Genomic DNA, 21187 nt, shown 5'->3' with positions numbered 1-21187 from the left:
CCTAGACACGAAAGTACAATACGCTTCTTTTTACATGATACGTTTTGTCCTCGGTAGGATATTTATGAGTCAAGCTCCCCTACTGTCTTAGGCAGTTTTTTCAAACCGTATATAAGTATAGCATAGTTAAAAAAAGAATGCAAGATTTTTGCAAACTTTTTTTAAAATTTTTCGTTATTTTTCTTTTAAAGTTCTACTGTCAGGACTTGACCTTGCTTAACAACCTGTTCTCCAGCGATATAAACATCATCAACATCACTGGATTTAACCGCATAGACGAGATGAGAAAGCATATTTTCCTGAGGTTGGAGATGAATTTTCCCTTGTGGTTGAATAACCAGAAAATCTGCCTGCTTACCAACTTCTAGGCTTCCTATCTGATTTTCCATTCCTAGGGCCTTAGCCCCTTCGATTGTTAGTGCCTTGAGAGCTGTTTCGATAGGAAATTGGCTGGCATCTCCACTTTTCATCTTCTGAAGAAGGGCTGCTGTCCGTCCTTCCTCAAACATATCTAGATTGTTATTGGAAGCAACCGAGTCCGTCGCAATTCCGACTGCTACTCCTGCTTTTTGCAGTTGAATTATAGGAGCAATCCCTGATGCCAATTTGAGGTTACTGATAGGATTGTGGGCAATAGCCACGTGAGAAGTTGCTAAGCGTTCAATTTCTCGCTCGTTTAATTCTACCCCATGAGCAAAGACAGACGGATGATCTAAGTAACCCAGTTCTTCAAGAAAAGCGAGAGGGCGTTTTCCATAACGTTTCAGGAGAATGCCTGACTCTTCCTTGGTCTCCGCCACATGGATATGGATGGGAATGTCCAGCTCTTTTGCCATTTCCAAGCTCTCTTCCAGCAAATCTTTACTACAGCTGTAGGGAGAATGCGGGGCTACCATAACCTTGAAATTTGGATTTTCATATCCTATGATTGTCTCGATAATAGCTCGTGTTCTGCTTATAGTTTCATCAGTTGTCTCCGCCTCAGAAGAAAAGAGGGTAGGTGAGAAATAACAACGCATCTTGGAAGCCTTGACTGCCTGATAAATCTGCTCAATCTCCACTCCATTGGGATTATACATATCGTTAAAGGTTGTGGTGCCTGACTGAAGCATTTCTGTCAGAGCTTCTTTGACCGCCTTGGTAGTCATGTCTGGAGTAAACTCAGCTTCTGCAGGCCAAATATAGTCATTGAGCCATTCATGGAGATTGCTGTCGTCCCGAATCCCTCTCAAACCTGTCATAGCCGAGTGGGTGTGACAATTGACCAATCCAGGTATGATCCAGGCTCCCTGATAGTCTATAATCTGCTCAGCTTGATCTAAAATCTCTGGCTTCTCTTGACCGACATAGACGATTTGAGAATCCTTTACTGCTAAGATTCCATCCAAATAAACATGGAAATTTTGGTCACAAGTCACGATGTTTACATGCTGAAAGACTTTCATTATAGGCTCCTTTTCTAAAAGACAATTTATACTCAAATTCAAACCACGTCAGCTTCACCTTGCCGTAGATATATGTTACTGACTTCGTCAGTTCTATCTGCAACCTCAAAACGGTGTTTTGAGCTGACTTCGTCAGTCTTATCTACTACCTCAAAGCAGTGCTTTGAGCTGACTTCGTCAGTCTTATTTACAACCTCAAAGCAGTGCTTTTAGTAACCTACGGCTAGCTTCCTAGTTTGCTCTTTGATTTTCATTGAGTATTACAGTGAATAATTTTTCTAGCTATTGTAACAAAAAAGTCACCCGAAGGCAACTTTTTTATCTATAAGAGTTCGAAATTAGAATGGCTTATTCAGAGCTAAAAGCTGCAGCTTGCTGCATTTGATAATACTTGCCCTTTCTAGCCATAAGGTCATGATGGTTCCCATACTCAACAATGTCACCATCCACCAAGACAAGAATCAAATCCGCATCCTGAATGGTTGACAAACGGTGAGCAATGATAAAGCTTGTGCGCCCCTTCATGAGTTTAGCAAAGGCATCCTGTACCAGCACTTCTGTCCGCGTATCGATGGATGAAGTTGCTTCGTCTAAGATAAGAATCTTTGGAATAGCCAGAAAGACTCGGGCGATGGTCAAGAGCTGGGCCTGACCAACAGAGAGAGATGCTCCAGCATTTTCCAACTTGGTATCATAGCCTTGAGGTAACTGTTGGATGAAAAAGTCTGCATTGGCTGCTTTGGCAGCAGCAATCACCTGCTCCCGACTAGCATCAGGATTTCCAAAGGCAATATTGTCATGAATAGTTCCTTGCTTGAGCCAGGTTTCTTGGAGCACCATTCCAAACTGTTGTCTCAATGATGCTCGGGTATAATCATAAATGGATTGCCCATCCAGCAAGATATCTCCTGAGTTAATAGGGTAAAAACGCATGAGGAGATTGATAAGAGTTGATTTCCCAGCACCTGTCGGACCAACGATGGCCACCTTGCTACCAGCTGGAATATCAATAGATAAATCCTTAATCAAAATCTTTTCAGGATGGTAGCCAAAAGAGACCTGTTTAAAGGAAATAGCTCCCTTAACTTGGTCACTGGTCAAGACTTCCTTGCCTGTTTCAGCCACCTCAGGACTTTCTAAGACAGCATAGACGCGCTCTGCGCAAGCCAGAGCACTTTGCAACTCAGCTAGCACTGAAGAAATATCGTTAAAGGGCTTGGTGTATTGTTGAACATAGTTCAAAAAAGTCACTAAGCGTCCAATGGTCAAGGTAGAGCCTATCATGATACGATAAGCTCCCACTCCAGCTAGAAGTGCATAAATAAGCGCATTGACAAAGCGAGTTGAAGGATTAACCGTTGAGGAATAAAAGATAGCTGACTGAGAATAGCCTGCGTAATTGTTATTAGCCTCATGCAATTTTTGGATAAACTCCGTTTGAGCATTGAAGGACTGGATGATGGTCTGCTGGCTAAGCGATTCTTCAATTAACTGAGTCTGAATTCCCCTCGTCTCTGTTTGCTTCTGGAAGAGATGATAGGAGCTCTTGGCAATAAAGCGTGAAATTACCACGGACAGTGGTGTCAACAGCAAGACCAAGATAGTCATGAGGAGATGAATTTGAAGCATGGCTAGAATACTAACCAAAATCATCAAGACACCAATGAAAAATTGGTTAAAAATCATGGTCAAGCCGGCTGCCAACTGTTCTATGTCCGTGGTCACACGACTGACCATCTCCCCACTGCCTTGCCGATCCACAAAAGCAATCGGTAAACGATGGAGCTTATGGATAATTCGCTCTCGCAAGTCTCTGGTATAAGAAAAGATTAGGCGATTATAAAGAAGAGGATTGGCCCATTGTACCAGTGTATTTCCTATGACTACCAAAATCATCTGGATGAAAATCTGCCAAAAAACTGGGGAAGAACCAGCCACTAGGACTTGGTCGATGACCTGCCCAATCAGAATAGGTAGGTAAATTGATAAACCAACTTGGGCAATAGTTCCTAGAAATGCTAGGAAAAGGAGGAAGGGATGGCTAGCTAAATCTATGGCTAAACGTTTGAGCGTCTGGTTTGCAGTTTGTCGTCTCATGTTAGTCCTCCTTTCCATATTGAGATGCATTGATTTCACGATAAACTTGACTAGTTTGCATCAATTCCTCGTGCTTGCCAACAGCTAGTAACTCACCTTTTTCCAAGAGGAGAATCTGGTCTGCCATCTGAAGTGTCGAAGTCCGTTGAGAAATCAAAATTAAACTTGTATTTGGCAGATTTTTTCGAATAGATTTCAAGAGCTTGGACTCGGTAATGGTGTCGAGGGCCGAAGTCGCATCATCTAGGATGAGAAATGGAGCTTGGCGCAAGACTGCTCGTGCGATAGACAGCCTTTGTTTTTGACCGCCTGAGAAATTTCGACCTCCTGCCTCAACTAGAGCATCCAAGAGTCCTTCCTTTTCACTGACAAAATCCTTAGCTTGCGCAATCTCCAAGGCTTGCCATAGTTCTTGATCAGTCACTTCTTGATGTAAACCCAAAGTTAAGTTGGAACGAATAGTTCCCTTAAATAGTTCGACTTTTTGGGGCACATAGGCAATCCAAGACCGCCACTGCTCAAGATTACGAGGACTAGATCCATTTCGATAAAGGTCAATGCTTCCCTTGTCTGCTGGATAAAGTCTAAGGATGAGTTGCACCAAGCTTGATTTACCAGAACCTGTTCCACCAATAATACCAAGAATTTGCCCTTGCTTCATATCAAAGGAAATGTCTCTCAGAGAAGGTTGAGCTGCATCTGGATAGGTAAAAGCCAATTCTTGGACTTGTAAAACCTTATCCCGGGTAGCTTGCTTTTGTTCTAACTCTGAATGGATATCCTCTGGAGCCTCAGCAAAGACTTCCTCGATTCGCTTGGCTGAGATATAGGACTGGTTGAGGGAATTTATCAGCATGGCTAGCTTAACCAATTCCACCAAAATCTGCAAGAGATAATTGATAAGGGCAATCAGGGCACCTTGACTGAGTAAACCTCCTTGAATAGAAATATAGCCCTGCCAGATGATGACGAGGAGAGTTCCATTGACAATCAGATAAGTCAGAGGGGTTAATAAACTAGACCAGAAACCTGTTTTTTCTTGCAATCTGGCATAAACTTGGTTAAGGGTTTGAAAAACCTGTAACTCTCGTTTTTCCTGACCAAAAGCATGGATGACCCGCATCCCTTGTAATTGCTGGCGCGTTTCCTGAACAAGCTGGTCCGTTTTCCTTCTGAGACTACTGTAGAGAGGATTGACTAATCGAGAGAGCCCTACAATAACAATGGTCAGAATGACAACCATGACCAAGAACCAGAAAGTCAGCTCAGCTGAGATTCGATAAGCCATAAAAATGGCACCAAAAACGATAATGGGCGCTCGCAAAAAGAGACGCAGGAATTGATTGATACCAGTCTGAATCTGATAGGTGTCCGAAGTCAAGCGAGTCACCAAGCTAGAAGTTGTCAAACGGTCTCTACTATTCTTGGGTAAGGAAAGAATATGAAGATAAAGGTCGTTTGTCAGTTCTTTGGCAAAACCAACCGCAGCCTTAGCTGAGTAAAACTGGGCTATCAAGGCCACTAAAACGCCAATCACTGCAAAGATAAGGAGCAGACCAATCTGCATCCATAAATGCCCTTGATTTCTCTGGGGCAAGGATTGGTCAACAATCCCAGCAATCACCATGGGAACCAAGAGCTCAAACACAGCTTCTAGTAGCTTGAACAAGGGTGCTAAAATCGACTCCTTGATGTAGGGTTTAAAGTAAGATAATAGGTGTTTCATAAGTCCCTTCTATTCGTATTCTGGAAATGAAGAAAGTGGGAAGCACCCACCCTCTCTGTTTTATTTGTTTAAGTAAGGCAGTAGATAGCCATATCCTTCCTCTTCCATCTCATCCTTGGCCACAAAGCGCAAGGAAGCAGAATTGATACAGTAACGGAGGCCGCCAAACTCACGCGGTCCATCTGTGAAAACATGACCCAAGTGAGCATTTCCTGACCGAGAACGAACCTCGATTCGCTCCATTCCATGGCTGAGATCCTTGTAATAGTGAATCAATTCCTTAGAAATCGGACGGCTAAAACTTGGCCAACCACAACCTGAGGCAAACTTATCCTTGGCAAAAAAGAGTGGCTCACCCGTCGTAATGTCTACATAAATCCCTTCTTCAAATGTTTGATCATAGACATTGCTAAATGGAGCCTCTGTAGCAGCTTCTTGAGTGACACGGTAAGACTCTTCTGACAAACTTTTCCTTAGCACCTCTTGACTAGGCTTTTCATAGTTAGAGGCATCAATCAATGGCTTCTCAGCATCGGTCACATCGATATGACAGTAACCTGAAGGATTCTTCTTAAGATAGTCTTGGTGGTAATCTTCAGCTAAAATATAATGGCGAAGTTTCTCCACCTCTACTGCAATCTTTCGACCAAGCATGCGCTCCTGCTCCTGCACCACTGTGTAGATAGCTGGCAAATCTGCTTCATCCTGATAATAGATCCCAGTTCTATATTGACGACCACGGTCATTCCCTTGTTGATTGATAGATAGAGGATCGATAACTCGGAAATAATAAAGTAAAATCTCTCTGAGTGACACTGTCTTCTCATCGTAAATCACTTGGACCGTTTCTGCATGGTCTGTTTCCTTGATCAACTGGTAATTGGTCGTTTCGACTTGACCATTAGCATAGCCAACACTGGTTGCTAGCACTCCAGAAATGCGTGAAAAATATTCCTCTAGGCCCCAAAAACAACCACCTGCTAGATAAATTTCTGCCATCTTTATTTCTCCTTTATCACGTTTTTAACTAATACTCTTCGAAAATCTCTTCAAACCACGTCAGCTTACATCTGCAACCTCAAAACAGTACTTTGAGCAACCTGCGGCTAGCTTCCTAGTTTGCTCTTTGATTTTCATTGAGTATAAACTTCTTTTCAAAAAAAGGATAGGAAGCCCTCTGGTCGCGAGTTTCCCCATCCTATCTTCTATTCTTTATTTTGCTTCTACACGGACACCTTGGGTATCAACCTTCAAGTCATGCAGTTTTCCTTTGAAGGGTTGCTTTTCCAATTCTGCCTTAATCGTTGGCATCTTGTCATGAGAAGCCAAGACCATAACTGTAGGCCCAGCACCTGAGAGGTAGGTTGCATAGGCACCATTCTCTTTGGCTACTTGCTTAATCGTCGCAAATTCTCTCACCAAGTCCTGACGATAGCGCTCGTGGAAGAGGTCTCCCTCGATTGCTTGCCCAGCGGTCACCATGTCTCCTGCCAACAAGGCCGCAACCGCCACATTGGCGATAGAACTAGCTGCAACAGCTTCCTTATAGGACAATTTCTTAGGCAAGACACCACGGCTGTCTCGAGTACGCAATTCATAGTTTGGAATGTAGGCTAGAAAATCACATTCTGGGAAGTCTGCTACGATAGCAGAAACTTGTCCATCAACAGAGCTTGCAATAACGAGATTACCATAAATGGCTGGAGCCACATTATCTGGATGTCCCTCAATCTTGGTCGCTAACTGCAATTTTTCATGGTCTGTCAAGTTGAGCTTGCCCAGTTGGTTGGCCAGTTCAATCCCAGCAACAATAACAGAACTGGAAGAACCCAAACCACGCGCCAAGGGAACATCACTGGTCATTTTCAAGCGTCTTGGTTGCAAGTCTGGTACAATTTGCAAAGCAATTTTGAGCAAGAGATTACGCTCGTCATGAGGAATCCATTTGCCAATCTGGTGTTCAATCAGCCACTCATCTCGTTCTTCGCAGACCTCAATTTGAAGATACTTGGTTACAGCTACACCGACCGAGTCAAAACCCGGCCCGATATTGGCACTAGTTGCAGGTACAATAATCTTCATCTTATTCTCCTAGCACCTTGAAGCTATTCAAGAGGTCGAATTCTGAAACCTTCTTCAATTCAACTGAAACATTTTCAAGCTGGGCTTTATTAATCTTGTGTGTGATGATAACAACACGCGCCTTGTCACCATCTTTTCCATCTTGGAGAATTTGCTTGAAGGAAATATCTTGGGCATTAAAGATTTCAGCCAATTTCAAGACCTGACCTTTTGAGTCTGGAGCCAAGATTGAGAAGTAGTAATTAGCTTTGACATCTTCAGGATTTGCCAAGACCAAGTCACGGCTATATTCGTTGAAGTCTTTGCCAATGGTACCATCATTCAAACGACGAACGATACGGACAATATCTGCTACAACACTTGTTGCAGTTGGTTTTTGACCAGCACCTGGTCCGTAATACATAGACTCACCAATACCGATAGATTCTACAAAGACAGCGTTCATTACCCCATTCACACTGGCAAGTGGATGCGCTTTAGGTAGGAAGGTTGGAGTCACTTCTGCAGCAATACCTGAAGGAGTTTCCTCGATAGAACCAACCAATTTCACTACATAGCCAAGGTCTTGGGCTACAGCCACATCTTCTGGTGTGATATTGCGGATTCCTTTGTGGGCTACATCGTCAAAGGCAACCTTCATACCAAAGGCAAATTGGCTCAAAATAACCATCTTGTAGGCTGCATCAATCCCATCTACATCATTTGTCGGATCGCTTTCTGCAAAACCAAGTCTTTGCGCTTCCGCAAGAGCATCATCATAAGACCAGCCTTCTTCCACCATCTTGGTCATCATGAAGTTGGAAGTTCCGTTGACTACTCCAAGCACACGCGTGATTTTATCAGAAGCCAAGGAATTTGCTAGAGTGCGAAGAATTGGAATCCCACCAGCTACTGCTGCTTCATAGTAAAGTGCTACATTATTCTCTTTAGCGATTTCTAACAATTCTGCACCATGGACAGCCAAAAGGTCCTTGTTAGCAGTAACAACGTGCTTTCCAGCTTCCAAGGCACGAGTGATAAAGGTCTTAGCTGGTTCGATACGCCCCATCAATTCCACTACAATCGTAATGTCTTGGTCTGACAAAATGTCATCCACATTGGTTACAAAATTAAAATCATTCTCTGCTGCAAGCAAGCGATTCTTTTCATCTTCATCCTTGACCAACACCTTAGCAACTTCAATCTCTGAATGTGCTGATTGATTGATTTTTTCTCCATTTTCCTTTAGGAGGAAAGGCACACCACTTGCAACGGTACCAAATCCTAGTAAAGCAATTTTAACTGTCATGTTTGTCTCCTCGAAATTTTCTGATATAGCCATTATAACAGAATTTTGTGAAAATTCCTATTATAGTAAATCACTATTTCAGTATAAAAAGAAAAAACGAATCAGACGATTCGCTCTTCTCGAAATCTAGAAATAGCTTTCCAGAAATGATTATCCAATCTTTTGCAGATTAAGTACTGCATCGTGATTCATCAAGACTTGACCATACTCTTGCAAGACCGAGCGACTGATGTCACTATCGTCCGCAAACTCACGCATACGAGCCAACAGCCAAGCTGGATATGGACTTGGATGATTTTCAATATCCACTAAAATAGTCAAATAATAGCGCTCATTCATCTTGTAGAGTTCAGAAGTTTCCATCTCAAAAGTCACTGTCTTGGCAAAAGCCACCAACTCAGCTAATTTTTCAAAAGAAAGGATGTAATAGATGTAAGGCTCTTTCTTACTTTCAACTTCTTGTTCAGCCTGTTCCTGCTCTTCTTCCTTGGCTTCAACTTGCTCTAGAGATTGAATCGCTTCGATATCATCTTTAGTCTTTTCTGCGATGCTTTTTTCCAAGGTTTTGATAAATTCATCTGGCGACATTTGAGCCAATTCTTCCATATCTGGTAAATCCGATAAGTCTTCAAAATCTAGATTTTGGTCAATCTTTGACTTGGTTACAAAGACATCTACCTTATCAGGTTTTGGAGTCACACGAAAACTCAACATGCCTGTATCTAGAAAGCTATCAGGCATCTCTAACTCATCCAAGATAGCATAAAAGAACTCTTCTGTTTTTTCTTGAGGGACGAGAAAGTCAGCAATCTCCATTCCTCGATCCATCAAATCCTCTAAAGACATCGTGATTTTTAAAGTAGTATCACTAATTTGTTTCATTTTCATTGCTAGTAACCTCATACTTTCAGTTCTATCTATTATACTAGATTTTTACGATTTTATCAAAAGAAGGCTCCTCTGTCGGGATAGATTTTCCATAGGGTCTTTCTATAAAAGATTCTAAAGGGAAATTTCTGCTAGCAAATAGAAAAAGCCTTCAAAATAGGCTCTTAGCCAACTTTGAAGACCTGATACATCAGAATACTTATAATTTAAAGGTTGCTACACCGAGGATAGAACGATTTAAGTTTCTGAGAATTTGAAGACTTTGCTCAAATTTCTTATAACGAGTCACTCCGTATTCTTCAACAAGAAGGACTGTATCTCTTTCTAAAAGAGATGGTACATCTTGTAAATCGACAAAATGCATTCCTTTTAAAGACTCTTGATTTTGTTTCAATTTATCTAGGATAGCTTTGTTTGAGCTAACGATAGTCAATTCCTGTCCAGCATTTTTGTATGACAAAACATCTGCTAGGTTGGCAATTGTTGTGATCTCTGTTACAAAATCAATTTGATATTGAGAAAAATCACCTGCTCTATTGATTGTTGGATTAAAGAGATAAACCAATACATTTCCCATCACAACCAAAATCACACAGACTACTCCAATAACAGCTAAACGGAGAATCAAATTCTTCACATTCAATCCAAGTGCTGTCTCACCATTTGCATTCAATTCTTTAGAGTTGATGGTTTCCAATTTTTCAATTTTTACATTTGCATAAGTGTGTTTAAATTTCTCAATCAATCCATCAATTTTTCGCTCTAACAAGTCATTGACATCCTTGCTTGGTGTCAAAATTTTCACACCGACCCCTGCATCGTCAATCATATAGTAGACGGTCAGTTTTTTCCACCAATAGTCATTCGTAGAATTTTTCAAGGTTGTTTCTGTCGTATCTAATTCACTGGCAATTTTTTTCAACTCACTGGGTTCTACATCATTGAAAAGATAAGCTCCATTCAAATTCCCATCAATCAATTTCCCATAAAAATCACTATAACCACCAATTTGATGATTCAAAATCGTTTTGGCTGAGTCTTCTGGAGGAGTGATTTTATAGCTAAGATAAGTTGAATAACTTGTTGTATCTTTGACAGTATTTTTATTCCTAACTGCTTTAATTGTAAATGGTACAGCAATAAGAGCAAATAAAGCGATGAGAGCTAAAATATTTGCTTTTCGTTTTTTATAAAGATTTGCAAACAAATCAGCTACTGAATAATGTTCAAACATGATTTTTTTCTCCTTTGTTGAGTAGATACTGGTTCTCTTTTGTAAGCATTTTTGCTACAAATATAATCACAAGAACAATTCCCCAGAATTGCATTGTAAATAAATTGAAGAAACTTTCTGAAAAGCTACTTCTAGGCATAAAGAATAGATTATTCAAGATGAGTAGGGACAAAGCAAATAGGATTGTCCTTGAGCGATAGGCTACTTGCAACATGGCTATAAATAACATACCAAGTAAGAGACTAAGTAGAAAGACTCCTATCATACCATAGTCTGTATACAACTCCATGATATAACTACTTCCGATACCATGTCCTTTCAAATATTCCTTGTTCAAAACAAGATAGGATAGATTGTGGGCATAACTATTACTATCAATAGCTAATTCCACACTATTGGTTGTATGCTCAAAGGCTTTTCCTCCGAAAATGGACCCCAAACTCCCCCTTGCAAAATAATCAAGAACAGGACCAAAAGTAAAATTACGGAAATCTCGGTAAGGGAGGCTACTGTTAAATAGAAAACCTCGAGCCAGAACGCCAAAACTGGTTCCTTGTTTATAGATAAAGTCAAGCAGGATATCCCAGAAACCTGTATGGGAAACCTGAACATTATCCCGCACATAATTGAGCACTCCCATCGCTAACATGAGAATAGGAGAACCTACAAAAATCGCTAACTTTTCTTTAAACCCAATCCATTTTCCTTTTTCAGTTTGCTCCCGCATAAAGTAATAAACAAAAGCAAATAAAATACTTAAAATAAAGGGATTTCGTGTCCCGATTGCCAAATGAATGGTATTGGCTGCAATAAAGGAGACAAGCACTGCTGTGGCCTGCAATTTCTTTGGCTTGGTTGCCAGATACATACACATTGCGTAGACCGTAAAGGTAGACAAAATGTAGGTAAAATAAGGCAGTTTACTTTCAAAATTTGCATAGTAGGCATAGTAGGACGTCTGCAAGCGATACAGGAGCCGTTCAAATAACCGAATGAAATAGAAAGGATAGGTGAGAAGAAAAACTCCTAGCGAAACAAAGCGTAACCGCTTGATATAAACCTCTTTTAGAGAATTTCCTATATTTGCTACTTTTATTTTCTTCCTAGCTATGAAGTAACGAGCCAGGACGCCTCCTGTGGTCAAGCCCAGAATCGAAACCATGACGACTATAAAGGCAAAACGATAGGCTATGGGATGATAGGTATCCAGAGCGCCATCCCTAAAATAATCAATGGTCGGCCTTGATACCAGAAAGACAAAAATGGTTAAATAGAAAATAAAATGGATTAAGTAATACTTGATGTCATTCCAGCAGGCAATTAAGCTACTAACCAGTAAGAACAATAAAGTAGAAAGCAAGCTAACATTGTTATTATTAAACAGATACACAATTCCACTTACTAGCGTCAAGGCATAGCTGACTATGGTCAAACTAAATAATAATCGTTTCCCATCAATCACTTGCTCACCCCCGTTCTAATGTAATTTTTTAGATTTTTCAATATTTTTTAGTAATAAGAATCGGTATAAGGAAATATTTATGAATAGAGCCAAAGCACTAATTCTTCTCCCCTTACGGAAAATTGGATTCCTAGCAATAGTAAAGGCATGACCTTTTAAAAAATGATGAATCTGAGAATAGGCTTCAAATTGTTTATACTGATCATCTAGTAACATCTTATCTAGAATAAAGAAATGGGCATAGGCCAATCTGAAAAAAGCAACCTCTTTCAAATCCGGATAGTTTTTCACAACTTCATTGTAAAACTTTTGATAGATATCAATATAGGCTAAATCCTTCTCTGCATAGGGTTTAGTCGTAATACTATCCCCTCTATGGAAATAGTAATAATAGGGTTTGGTATTAACAACGTACTTATTAGCCAACTTGATTAAATCAAAATGATAATAAGCATCTTCATAAATCAATCCCTTAGGAAAGGATAGGGCAGTTGCAATCTCTCTCTTGATTAGCTTATTGCAAATCGTTCCAGGTATTTTTTCACCTATGAGGTATTCCTTTAGAAATGTTTGAGAATCACAGACAAAATACTCATCCTGATTGGCTGACTGTGGGCTTTCATCATTAGCATAGACATTCATGACACCACAGCTCGAAACATCCGCATCTTCTTGAATTAATTGCTCATATAAGCTCTGAATCATTTCTGGATGGATATAATCATCTGAATCAATAAAAATCAGATAATCCCCGTGAGCCTGCTTCATTCCATCATTTCGCGCTTGCGACAAGCCTTCGTTCTTTTTATGAAGAACTGACACCCTATCATCTTGTTTAGCGATTGCATCACACAAGCCACCACTCTCATCTGTTGCACCATCATCAACAAGAATAATTTCCAGATTTTGATAGGTCTGCTTCTGAATGGAAGCTATCGATTTTTCTAGGTACTGCGCCACATTATAGACTGGCACAATCACACTGATTAATGCAGTTTCCATGCTACTCCTCTAATAGTTTTTCTACTTGTTCGATTTGTTTGGCAATTGTGAATTGTTGAATGAATTGACTAGCCTCATTGACATCGAAGTTTGAAGCAGAGGTCATGTAGTCAGTAATTGCCTGAGCCGCCTCTTGATTGCTCTCAATGATTTGTCCAAATTGTCCGTCTTGGGATAATTCCTCAGCCCCTCCAACATCCGTAGAGACAAAAGGAAGTCCTAAACTCAAGGCCTCCACATACACTCCAGGAAAACCTTCTTGTTTAGACATAGACAAAAGAACTTTCATCTGAGATAAATACTGATAAGGATTTTTTTGATAACCAAGGAAATGTACATAGTCTTCTAGCTCATATTCTTTGACGCATTTTTTCAGTTCCTCTTCCATATCCCCAGCCCCGATAAAATAGAGATGATAGTTTTTTCCCTCTTGATGTAATAACCGTATCACTTCCACCACACGGTCAGAACCCTTATTTTCCTCAATCCGTCCGATGGTACAGATACTTTGAGGAGCAATCTCGATATCGATCTTCTCTTGAGATTTTTCTAGAATACTCTGAAAATCATATCCATTGTAGACCGTCTGTAATTTCGAAGCATAATCTGGATAGACTTCCTTGATAGAATGACTGGTCTTTTTTGAAATTCCTACAATGGTATCCGCAGCATCCAACTGGCGTCTATGTGATTCTCTTTTTGAACTATCCTTAAGAAATTCTTCGATACTTCCATGAATCCAAGAGATCTTCTTGACTTCTCTTCTTTTAGAGAACAAAAGTGGAGGATTCATAATGGTAAAGGAAACTTCAACATCATAGTCATCTTTCACCAGTAAGCGACGTGTCAATCTTGGAAAATAAATTCTCATTCTCCACAAAAAAGCTCGTAACCATCTAGCTTGGCGGTAATCTTGAAGGGATTTTAAAATGCCTACATGCTTGGGAACAGATTCGTATCCCTTGTCAAAGTGCTCCATTTCAAGAATATCAATATCATACTTTTCTGGATCCAGATTTGAAACAATGGTAGACAGAATCTTCTCTGCGCCACCTCCGAGAGAAAAAGACCACATAAAAAATAATATTTTTTTCTTAGCCACCATATTCTCCCTTGTATTCTGTATAAGACTTATCCATATCAGCGATGACAGTATCATGATGCGGTACTTGCTTATTTGCTGGTGGTGGCGTCATATAATCTCCAAAAGCAGTGCTGAGATAGGCATCGTAGCCAACTGGAATAGGCATCTCTGTCCCTTCAAATGGTAAGAAAAGATTGTCTTCAAACGATGCGATTGGGTACTTGTTTCTCATGTAGCCAGGACCTGAGCATAATTCTGTGATGCCATCGCTCTCAGCCAAATCATACTTAGTCATTTCTTTCTCAGCTTTTTTCCAAATGCGATAACGGAGAGATTTTGGAGTCACACCCAGTAAAATACGGCTTCCCCATTTCATAAGTGCGCCATGCTTTTCTGGAATAGTTTGAGCACAAAAGAGTGAATAAATCAAGGCCCAGCGAACCTGTTTTTTTCGTTCAGCTAGATTTTTCGGATAATAATCCAAAGGCAAAACGTCCAAGGCCAAACCATGTGGCAATTCTAAATCCTGCTGATAAGGCTTGATACAGGTGGTTTCCTTGTCACGAATGGTAATAAAAAGATTGCGGTCAACAAAATCCTTGTGACTCTTTGACAAGAAATAACGTTCATCTGCATAACGAGGCCATAATTCTGCTAATTTCTCATAATCTTTACGAGGCATAAAAAAGTCTAGGTCGTCATCCCAAGGAATGAAACCCTTGTTTCGAAGGGCACCAATAGCACCCCCTCCACAGAGATAACAAAGTAAATCATGCTCCTTGCAAAAGGCCACAAAGTATTCAGCCATCTCCAGACTACGAGCCTGAATTGCTTTTAAATCAGTCATATTATTCATTATTCTTTCTATCGTATCGTTTCATTATACCACAAATAGGGGGTGAAAATCTATTGCAGACTGTAAAAAATCAAAGCCTGATTGCTATCTGTAACTTCTCAAAGTAACTTCCACTTGCCTGACCAAAGTGGAAATTAGTCTAAAACGGATTTTTATGGTGGAATTAAGTGTGAGACGTTTGAGTTAGAAACGAGGTCTACTATGACAAAACATAAACACCTTACCCTTTCAGACCGTAATGATATCCAATTAGGTTTAGAGCGCAGTGAAACCTTCAAAGCTATTGGACAATCCATTCTAAAAGACCCGACTACTGTTTCTAAAGAAGTCAAACGAAACAGACAAGTCCGAGAGTCTACATGCCATAACCTTCCTTGCCCTCTACTCGACAAAGCTCCCTTTGTCTGTAACGGCTGCCCTAAAAGAAGACAGAATTGTGGCTATAAGAAGATCTTCTACCTCGCTAAGCAAGCTCAAAAACAATACGAACAAACTCTTGGCGAAGCTCGTGAAGGAACTCCCCTCAATTCCAAGACCTTCTGGGACATGGACAAAGTCATTTCTGATGGGGTTAAAAAAGGACAACACATCTATCATATTCTCAAAACTCATAACCTTGATGTCAGCTCCTCAACTGTCTATCGACACATCCGAAAAGGGTACCTATCTATCGCTCCGATTGATCTTGCCAGAGCCGTTAAATTCAAAGAAAGACGAAAAAGTAAGCTACCTTCCATCCCTAAAGAAGCTAAAAAAGGCCGTTCCTATGAGGATTTCCAAAACTATTTAGCACTGAATCAACTAGACTCTTGGCTGGAAATGGACACAGTTATGGGGAGAATGGGAGGTAAAGTCCTACTCACCTTCAATCTATCTTTCTGTAACTTTATCTTCGCTAGACTTCTGGATAATAAAACTGCCCTTGAGGTTACCAAACATCTCTATGACATCAAGAACACTCTTCACCAAGCGGACAAAGATTTCTTCCAACTCTTCCCTGTCATTCTTACCGATAATGGTGGAGAGTTTGCCAGGGTTGATGACATCGAAATGGATGTGCGAGGAGAGAGTAAACTCTTCTTTTGTGACCCTAATCGCTCTGACCAGAAAGGGAGAATTGAGAAAAATCACACGCTGATTCGCGACATTCTACCTAAAGGAACTTCTTTTGACAATTTAACTCAAGAGGACATCAATCTCGTCTGCTCTCATGTCAACAGCGTCAAACGTGCTGCTTTGAATGGAAAGTCAGCTTATGAACTCTTTGCCTTTACTTATGGAGAAGAAATTCCTAAGCTTCTCGGTATTTCTAAAATACCTGCAGAAGACGTCTGTCAGTCTTCTAAATTACTCCAACATAAGTTCTAAAAACTAACCTAAAACCCTATTCAAACGTCTCACACTAACTTCCACCATAGCGGAACTTAATCTGAAACGCTTTCAGATAAGAGGATTTTGTGCGCTCTTTTTTTCGATTCATTTTGGCTACAAAAGCAATAAAATCAAGCATTAGTAAAACCAGTGGAACTTACCCTGACATGGATTTCCACTGGTTTTTACAATTTTTATCAGATTAACTTCCACTTCTACTAGCGGTGGAACTTAGTTTGGGAATTTACCCCTGATTGCTATCCAAATAGCTATCAAACTTTGATTTTCATTGAGTATTATCTTATCTCAAGCCCATCTGAGCTAATTTATTCTGATACTTGTTTTGATCGACCAGCAAGCCTAAGCCTCCATAAACATCGTAGGCATCTACCCAGTCACCCAGTTCTGGAATCGTCAATTTTTCAATACCATTTTTTGCTCCATCCAAAACAGATAAACCGTTTGTTAGGAGGAAAGTATAGGGTGCATTGGTTGAGGTCATAGCAAAAACCTTTCCAAGAGCTTCAGAACCAGTGAAAAGTTTAGTAGGATCTTTAATTTGCTCTAAAATTGCTGTTAAAACTTGCTGCTGTCTTTTTGTACGGCCGTAATCCGCCTCATCATCATCACGAAAGCGTGCATAATTGAGCAGGGTCGAGCCGTTCATCTGCTGTTTTCCGACTTTGATGGTTTGGGTTGGAGACTCAGTCTCAGTAGCGTGTAAATCATCTCCGACTGTAGCTTCTGTTAGTGGACGCCCATTTAATGTTGAAAATTGGGCATCAATTGTCACCCCATCAGGGAAAAGGGTGTCAATCGCTGTGGCAAAGGCCTGAAAATCGACCAAGGCATAGTACTTAATGTCCAAGTCAAAATTATCTTTCAAGACTTGACGAACCATTTCTGCCCCTTTTTGTCCTTCTTGTTCCCCTAGTTCATAGGCTACGTTTAACTTGTTATCCGTCTGTTTTCTACCGTTAATGACTTGGCTGTAACCGTCTATATAAACCAAATTGTCACGCATGAAACTGACTAGCTTAATTTTCTTATCTGAACCTCCGACATTTAATACCATAATAGAATCAGTCCGCGTCTCAGCACTATTTTGGCCGATTCGACCATCCGTCCCCATAATCAAAATATTAACACCATCTCTGGTATCTTGACCATTAAAGACTTGAACCTGTGCTGCCTTGGCATCAGCAGTTTTCTTTGCACTAGCATCTTGGTAACCACGTAAAAACATGAATACCATGGCCAAAGCCACACAGACCAAAAGTGAAAAAATCACCATAAAAATGCGTTTAAGACGGAGCTTCCGTCTTTTCTTTTTGGGAGGAGCAGAGAGTGCTTGTGATTTGTATTGTGAGCGACTCCGGTTCGCATAGCTTGGTAAGTCAACCTGCTCTTCTCTTTCTTGTTCCAAGCTGGAACTACTATTTACCCTAGCAATAGTTAGCTTTTCTTGCAAATAGGCAAACTCATTTTTTTCTCTCTCATTGAGATAGTGAATATTTTTTAGCAAATAATCATAACGTAATTTTTCATGATGACTGAGAGGATTTTCTTTACTCATCTTCTCTCCTTTCCATGGTCTGATATTGGATAAATAGGATAGGCACCCAGAACTTTATACTGGATTCCGATGGCTTCTAGTTCTTTTTGGGCAAAGTGAACCAAGTCCTTATCAGTATAGTCCACATCGATAATGAAAAAGTATTCGCCTAGCGCTGTCTTGAGTGGACGACTTTCAATTTTTGTCAGGTCAATTCCTCGCCAAGCAAAGGTCGAAAGAGCCTTGTAGAGTGCACCTGGAAGGTTGTCAGGTAAGGTCAGGGCCAAACTCATTTTCTCAGTTTGTGCTTGCAAGGGAATACTAGGCTTTTCAGCTCCCAGAACCCAGAAGCGTGTGAAATTGGCTTCCATTTCCTGAATATCCTCGGCAATCAGTTCTAAGCCATATTCTTCAGCAGAACTTCTAGGTGCAATTGCTGCAAAGGGCTGATCTGGATGTTCGGAAATAAAGCGGGCCGCATAAGCTGTACTAGCAGTCACCTCTATTTGAGCCTCTGGATACTGTTCATCGATGAATTTCTTTCCTTGAGCCAAGGCCTGTGGATGTGAAAAAATCTTTTCAATCTTAGTATGGCCTGGAACCACCATCAACTGCTGATGAATAGGCTGAACGATTTCTGCAACTGCTTGAATGCGAGCCTGATGAAAAAGGTAGTCCAAGGTTTCATGAACACTACCCTCAATAGAATTTTCAACTGGCACCACAGAATAGTCCACTAATCCTTGCTCATAAGCCTTGATGACATCTGTAATATTGGCAAAGGCCTGCAATTCCTCATGAGGAAAAGCTGTCTGCACAACGTGGTGTGAAAATGATCCCTTGGGACCTAGATAAGCAATTTTCATCTCAGTTCCTCTATAATTTCCTCTGGGCTTAACTTGGTCACATCCAAAACCCGACTAGCCACTTCCTCATACCAAGCCTGTCTTTCTTGGAAAATTGTTGCTAGTTCTTCCTTACTATTATTTAGAAAAAGCGGGCGCTGATTGTCCTTATCAGCTGCGATACGATGGTAGAGGGTTTCAAAATCGGCTTTCAGGTAGATGTTATCTGTATTAGTCTTGAGTAAGTCACGATTTCGCTGAGAAATAACCACTCCCCCACCAGTTGACACAACTTGATCTGTTTGTAGTAACTCAGCTAGAACTTCTGATTCTATCCGACGAAAGGCTGATTCTCCCTTTTCAGCAAAAAAATTCGCAATGGACATACCTAGGCGCTTCTCAATCAGGGCATCCATATCAAGGTAATTAGGATCCAAGCCTCTTGCAATAGTCGATTTGCCAGCCCCCATAAATCCTAGTAATACCTTAGCCATGAATCAAGCTCTCCAAATCATCAAAGAAGCTAGGATAACTGGTATTGATGGCTTCTGCACGGTCAAGCTCCACCTCTCCATCTGCAACCAAAAGGGCTGCAATGGCTGTCATCATTCCGATACGATGGTCTCCAAAAGTATTGACTCTAGCACTGTTAAGGGCTGATTTTCCTTTGATAATCATTCCATCTGCTGTAGGAGTAATATCTGCTCCCATGCTATTTAAGGCGTCTGCCACAACCTGAATGCGGTCTGTTTCCTTGACCTTGAGCTCCTCAGCATCCTTGATAACTGTAACACCTTGGGCTTGGGTCGCAAGTAGGGAAATAATAGGCAATTCATCAATCAAACGTGGAATCAAAGCGCCACCAATCTCTGTTCCTTTTAAATCAGAAGACTCAACAGTCAAAGTAGCAGATTTAGCGACTGGATTGATTTCAGTTATTTCCAATTTTCCACCCATGGCGCGAATGACATCAATAATACCGGTGCGCGTTTCGTTGATCCCCACATTCTGCAGCACTAGACGAGAGTTTGGAACAATCAAACCTGCGACCAACCAAAAGGCTGCACTGGAAATATCTCCTGGAACAACCACCTTTTGTCCTGTCAATTTTTGTGGCCCTTGGACTGTGATTTTCTTGCCGTCCACACTTAAATGACCACCAAATTGTTGCAACATATCTTCAGTATGATTACGGGTGCATTCTTTTTCGATAATAACTGACTCCCCCTTAGCTTGTAAAGCTGCAAACATCAAGGATGACTTAACTTGGGCAGAGGCAATTGGCAACTCATACTGAATAGGTCTTAGGTTTTTCGTCCCTTTTAAGTGAAGGGGAGGCAGGTCTCGCTCAGCTTGCCCAGAAATGTTAACGCCCATTTTTTTCAGTGGAATCGTCACACGATCCATAGGACGTTTGGAAAGACTATCATCGCCAAACATTTCTACTTCAAAGTCTGCACCAGCAAGGACACCTGAAATCAGGCGAATCGAGGTGCCAGAATTTCCCATATCAAGGGCATTTTGTGGAGTTTTCAAGCCGTCCATACCTACACCTTGAATGGTAATAACCCCATCTTTATCCTCAATTTCAACACCAAGATCACGAAAAACCTGCATGGTCGAAAGAACGTCTTCACCTCGCAGAATATCATAAACCTTGGTCTCACCCTCAGCCAAACTTCCAAAGATAATGGAACGGTGGCTGATAGACTTGTCACCTGGAACTCGGATACTGCCGTGTAAGTGGCTAATGTTTGTTTTTAGTTTCATACTGGACCTCATACTTGCAATACTTTTACCTATTTTATCATAAAAAGCCAGAAATTCCTTAAAAATTCCTGACTTTATGATAGTTATTTTCTTATTTTAGCAATTCTGAAACTGGTTCGAAAACAATTTTTTCAATGTCAGAAAGGTAAATGGCCAATTGTTGTTGCTTGGTAAAGAATTCTGACAAGAGGCTGTTCCCCTGAATCTGCTTACCAAAGCCTTCCATTTTAGCTTGGAAGGAAGCATCTGGCATTTGCCCTGTCTGCGCTAATCTTTGAATTTCCTCTTGGAAAGCAACATATTCTGTAAAGATTTTGCTTGCCTCAGCATCTGCTGAAATCGCATCTTTAGCCGCTTTGACAGCCTTGTATTCTGGTAATTCGCGTAGGCCGCGACTGAGTTCGTTTGCACTATCGTAAATATTTGACATGATGTTCTCCTTATTCATTTCTTTTAAAATTACTAGTCACTCTGTGGTCTTT

The 21187-nt window shown here is 40.7% G+C and carries 18 protein-coding genes and 1 other annotated feature (1 of these 19 running past the window's edge); of the genes, 1 reads left to right on the top strand and 17 read right to left on the bottom strand.

Translation table 11 applies throughout. The annotated features are described in order from the left end of the window. Positions 1–110, bottom strand: a sequence feature (ribosomal protein L10 leader region); it reaches 26 nt to the left of the window's first position. Positions 111–185: 75 nt separating this feature from the next. From AC6I9F_RS04560 to AC6I9F_RS04505, 12 genes are all read right to left on the bottom strand, one after another. Continuing rightward, the gene (locus tag AC6I9F_RS04560; RefSeq protein ID WP_164227066.1) at positions 186–1445 is read right to left on the bottom strand and encodes a TRZ/ATZ family protein; all 1260 of its coding nucleotides are present in this window, start codon (positions 1443–1445) and stop codon (positions 186–188) included. Positions 1446–1793: 348 nt separating this feature from the next. Beyond that, positions 1794–3542: an ABC transporter ATP-binding protein gene (locus AC6I9F_RS04555; RefSeq protein WP_164227049.1), complete on the bottom strand. Its 1749-nt coding sequence runs from the start codon at positions 3540–3542 to the stop codon at positions 1794–1796. Between the two features lies 1 nt (position 3543). Continuing rightward, entirely contained in the window at positions 3544–5268 is a 1725-nt protein-coding gene (locus AC6I9F_RS04550) for an ABC transporter ATP-binding protein (protein ID WP_498023052.1), read from the bottom strand. 60 nt (positions 5269–5328) lie between these two features. Beyond that, a complete protein-coding gene (msrB, locus tag AC6I9F_RS04545; protein WP_164227047.1) occupies positions 5329–6267 on the bottom strand; it encodes a peptide-methionine (R)-S-oxide reductase MsrB in 939 nt (312 codons plus the stop codon). A 213-nt stretch (positions 6268–6480) separates the two neighbouring features. Next, positions 6481–7350, bottom strand: a complete 870-nt coding sequence (gene thrB / locus AC6I9F_RS04540) for a homoserine kinase (RefSeq protein ID WP_498023050.1) — start codon at positions 7348–7350, stop codon at positions 6481–6483. A 1-nt stretch (position 7351) separates the two neighbouring features. Continuing rightward, positions 7352–8638 (bottom strand): homoserine dehydrogenase, encoded by a 1287-nt coding sequence (locus AC6I9F_RS04535; protein WP_112444064.1) that lies wholly within the window; start codon positions 8636–8638, stop codon positions 7352–7354. 150 nt (positions 8639–8788) lie between these two features. Next, on the bottom strand, positions 8789–9526 hold the full coding sequence (mecA, locus tag AC6I9F_RS04530; protein WP_173226724.1) for an adaptor protein MecA: 738 nt from the start codon (positions 9524–9526) through the stop codon (positions 8789–8791). A 199-nt stretch (positions 9527–9725) separates the two neighbouring features. Beyond that, positions 9726–10760, bottom strand: coding sequence for a teichoic acid biosynthesis protein TarQ (gene tarQ, locus AC6I9F_RS04525; protein WP_057487597.1), 1035 nt, complete (start codon positions 10758–10760; stop codon positions 9726–9728). Continuing rightward, the gene (locus AC6I9F_RS04520) at positions 10753–12222 is read right to left on the bottom strand and encodes an O-antigen polysaccharide polymerase Wzy family protein (protein WP_498023048.1); all 1470 of its coding nucleotides are present in this window, start codon (positions 12220–12222) and stop codon (positions 10753–10755) included. Before AC6I9F_RS04520 ends, tarQ begins: the two co-directional genes overlap by 8 nt. 15 nt (positions 12223–12237) lie before the next feature. Continuing rightward, positions 12238–13224, bottom strand: a complete 987-nt coding sequence (locus tag AC6I9F_RS04515; RefSeq protein ID WP_265528515.1) for a glycosyltransferase family 2 protein — start codon at positions 13222–13224, stop codon at positions 12238–12240. A gap of 1 nt (position 13225) precedes the next feature. Next, positions 13226–14329, bottom strand: a complete 1104-nt coding sequence (locus AC6I9F_RS04510; protein WP_261091309.1) for a glycosyltransferase — start codon at positions 14327–14329, stop codon at positions 13226–13228. Further along, positions 14319–15164 carry a LicD family protein gene (locus AC6I9F_RS04505; RefSeq protein WP_265528511.1) on the bottom strand — a complete coding sequence of 282 codons (846 nt, stop codon included), beginning with the start codon at positions 15162–15164 and terminating at the stop codon, positions 14319–14321. Before AC6I9F_RS04505 ends, AC6I9F_RS04510 begins: the two co-directional genes overlap by 11 nt. Before the next feature lie 201 nt (positions 15165–15365). Here AC6I9F_RS04505 and AC6I9F_RS04500 point away from each other — a divergent pair, with 201 nt between their 5' ends. Beyond that, complete coding sequence (locus AC6I9F_RS04500; protein ID WP_000160552.1) at positions 15366–16532, top strand: IS30 family transposase; 1167 nt, start codon at positions 15366–15368, stop codon at positions 16530–16532. Between the two features lie 304 nt (positions 16533–16836). Here the strand turns inward: AC6I9F_RS04500 and psr are convergent, their stop codons facing one another. The 5 genes from psr to AC6I9F_RS04475 all read right to left on the bottom strand — a co-directional run bounded on the left by psr (position 16837) and on the right by AC6I9F_RS04475 (position 21135). Next, positions 16837–18111 carry a polyisoprenyl-teichoic acid--peptidoglycan teichoic acid transferase Psr gene (psr, locus tag AC6I9F_RS04495; protein WP_164226467.1) on the bottom strand — a complete coding sequence of 425 codons (1275 nt, stop codon included), beginning with the start codon at positions 18109–18111 and terminating at the stop codon, positions 16837–16839. Next, positions 18108–18956 carry a prephenate dehydratase gene (gene pheA / locus AC6I9F_RS04490; protein WP_173214122.1) on the bottom strand — a complete coding sequence of 283 codons (849 nt, stop codon included), beginning with the start codon at positions 18954–18956 and terminating at the stop codon, positions 18108–18110. The genes psr and pheA overlap by 4 nt, the downstream gene beginning before the upstream one ends. After that, the gene (locus AC6I9F_RS04485) at positions 18953–19429 is read right to left on the bottom strand and encodes a shikimate kinase (RefSeq protein ID WP_173214120.1); all 477 of its coding nucleotides are present in this window, start codon (positions 19427–19429) and stop codon (positions 18953–18955) included. The genes pheA and AC6I9F_RS04485 overlap by 4 nt, the downstream gene beginning before the upstream one ends. Beyond that, entirely contained in the window at positions 19422–20705 is a 1284-nt protein-coding gene (gene aroA / locus AC6I9F_RS04480; protein WP_498023044.1) for a 3-phosphoshikimate 1-carboxyvinyltransferase, read from the bottom strand. The genes AC6I9F_RS04485 and aroA overlap by 8 nt, the downstream gene beginning before the upstream one ends. 91 nt (positions 20706–20796) lie before the next feature. Continuing rightward, positions 20797–21135 carry a YlbF/YmcA family competence regulator gene (locus AC6I9F_RS04475; protein ID WP_000065980.1) on the bottom strand — a complete coding sequence of 113 codons (339 nt, stop codon included), beginning with the start codon at positions 21133–21135 and terminating at the stop codon, positions 20797–20799. Positions 21136–21187: the final 52 nt, after the last annotated feature.

This window comes from Streptococcus nakanonensis, from assembly GCF_059738785.1.
Note: the sequence above shows the minus strand (reverse complement) of the source record. Positions and strands in the feature narration are given on the sequence as shown.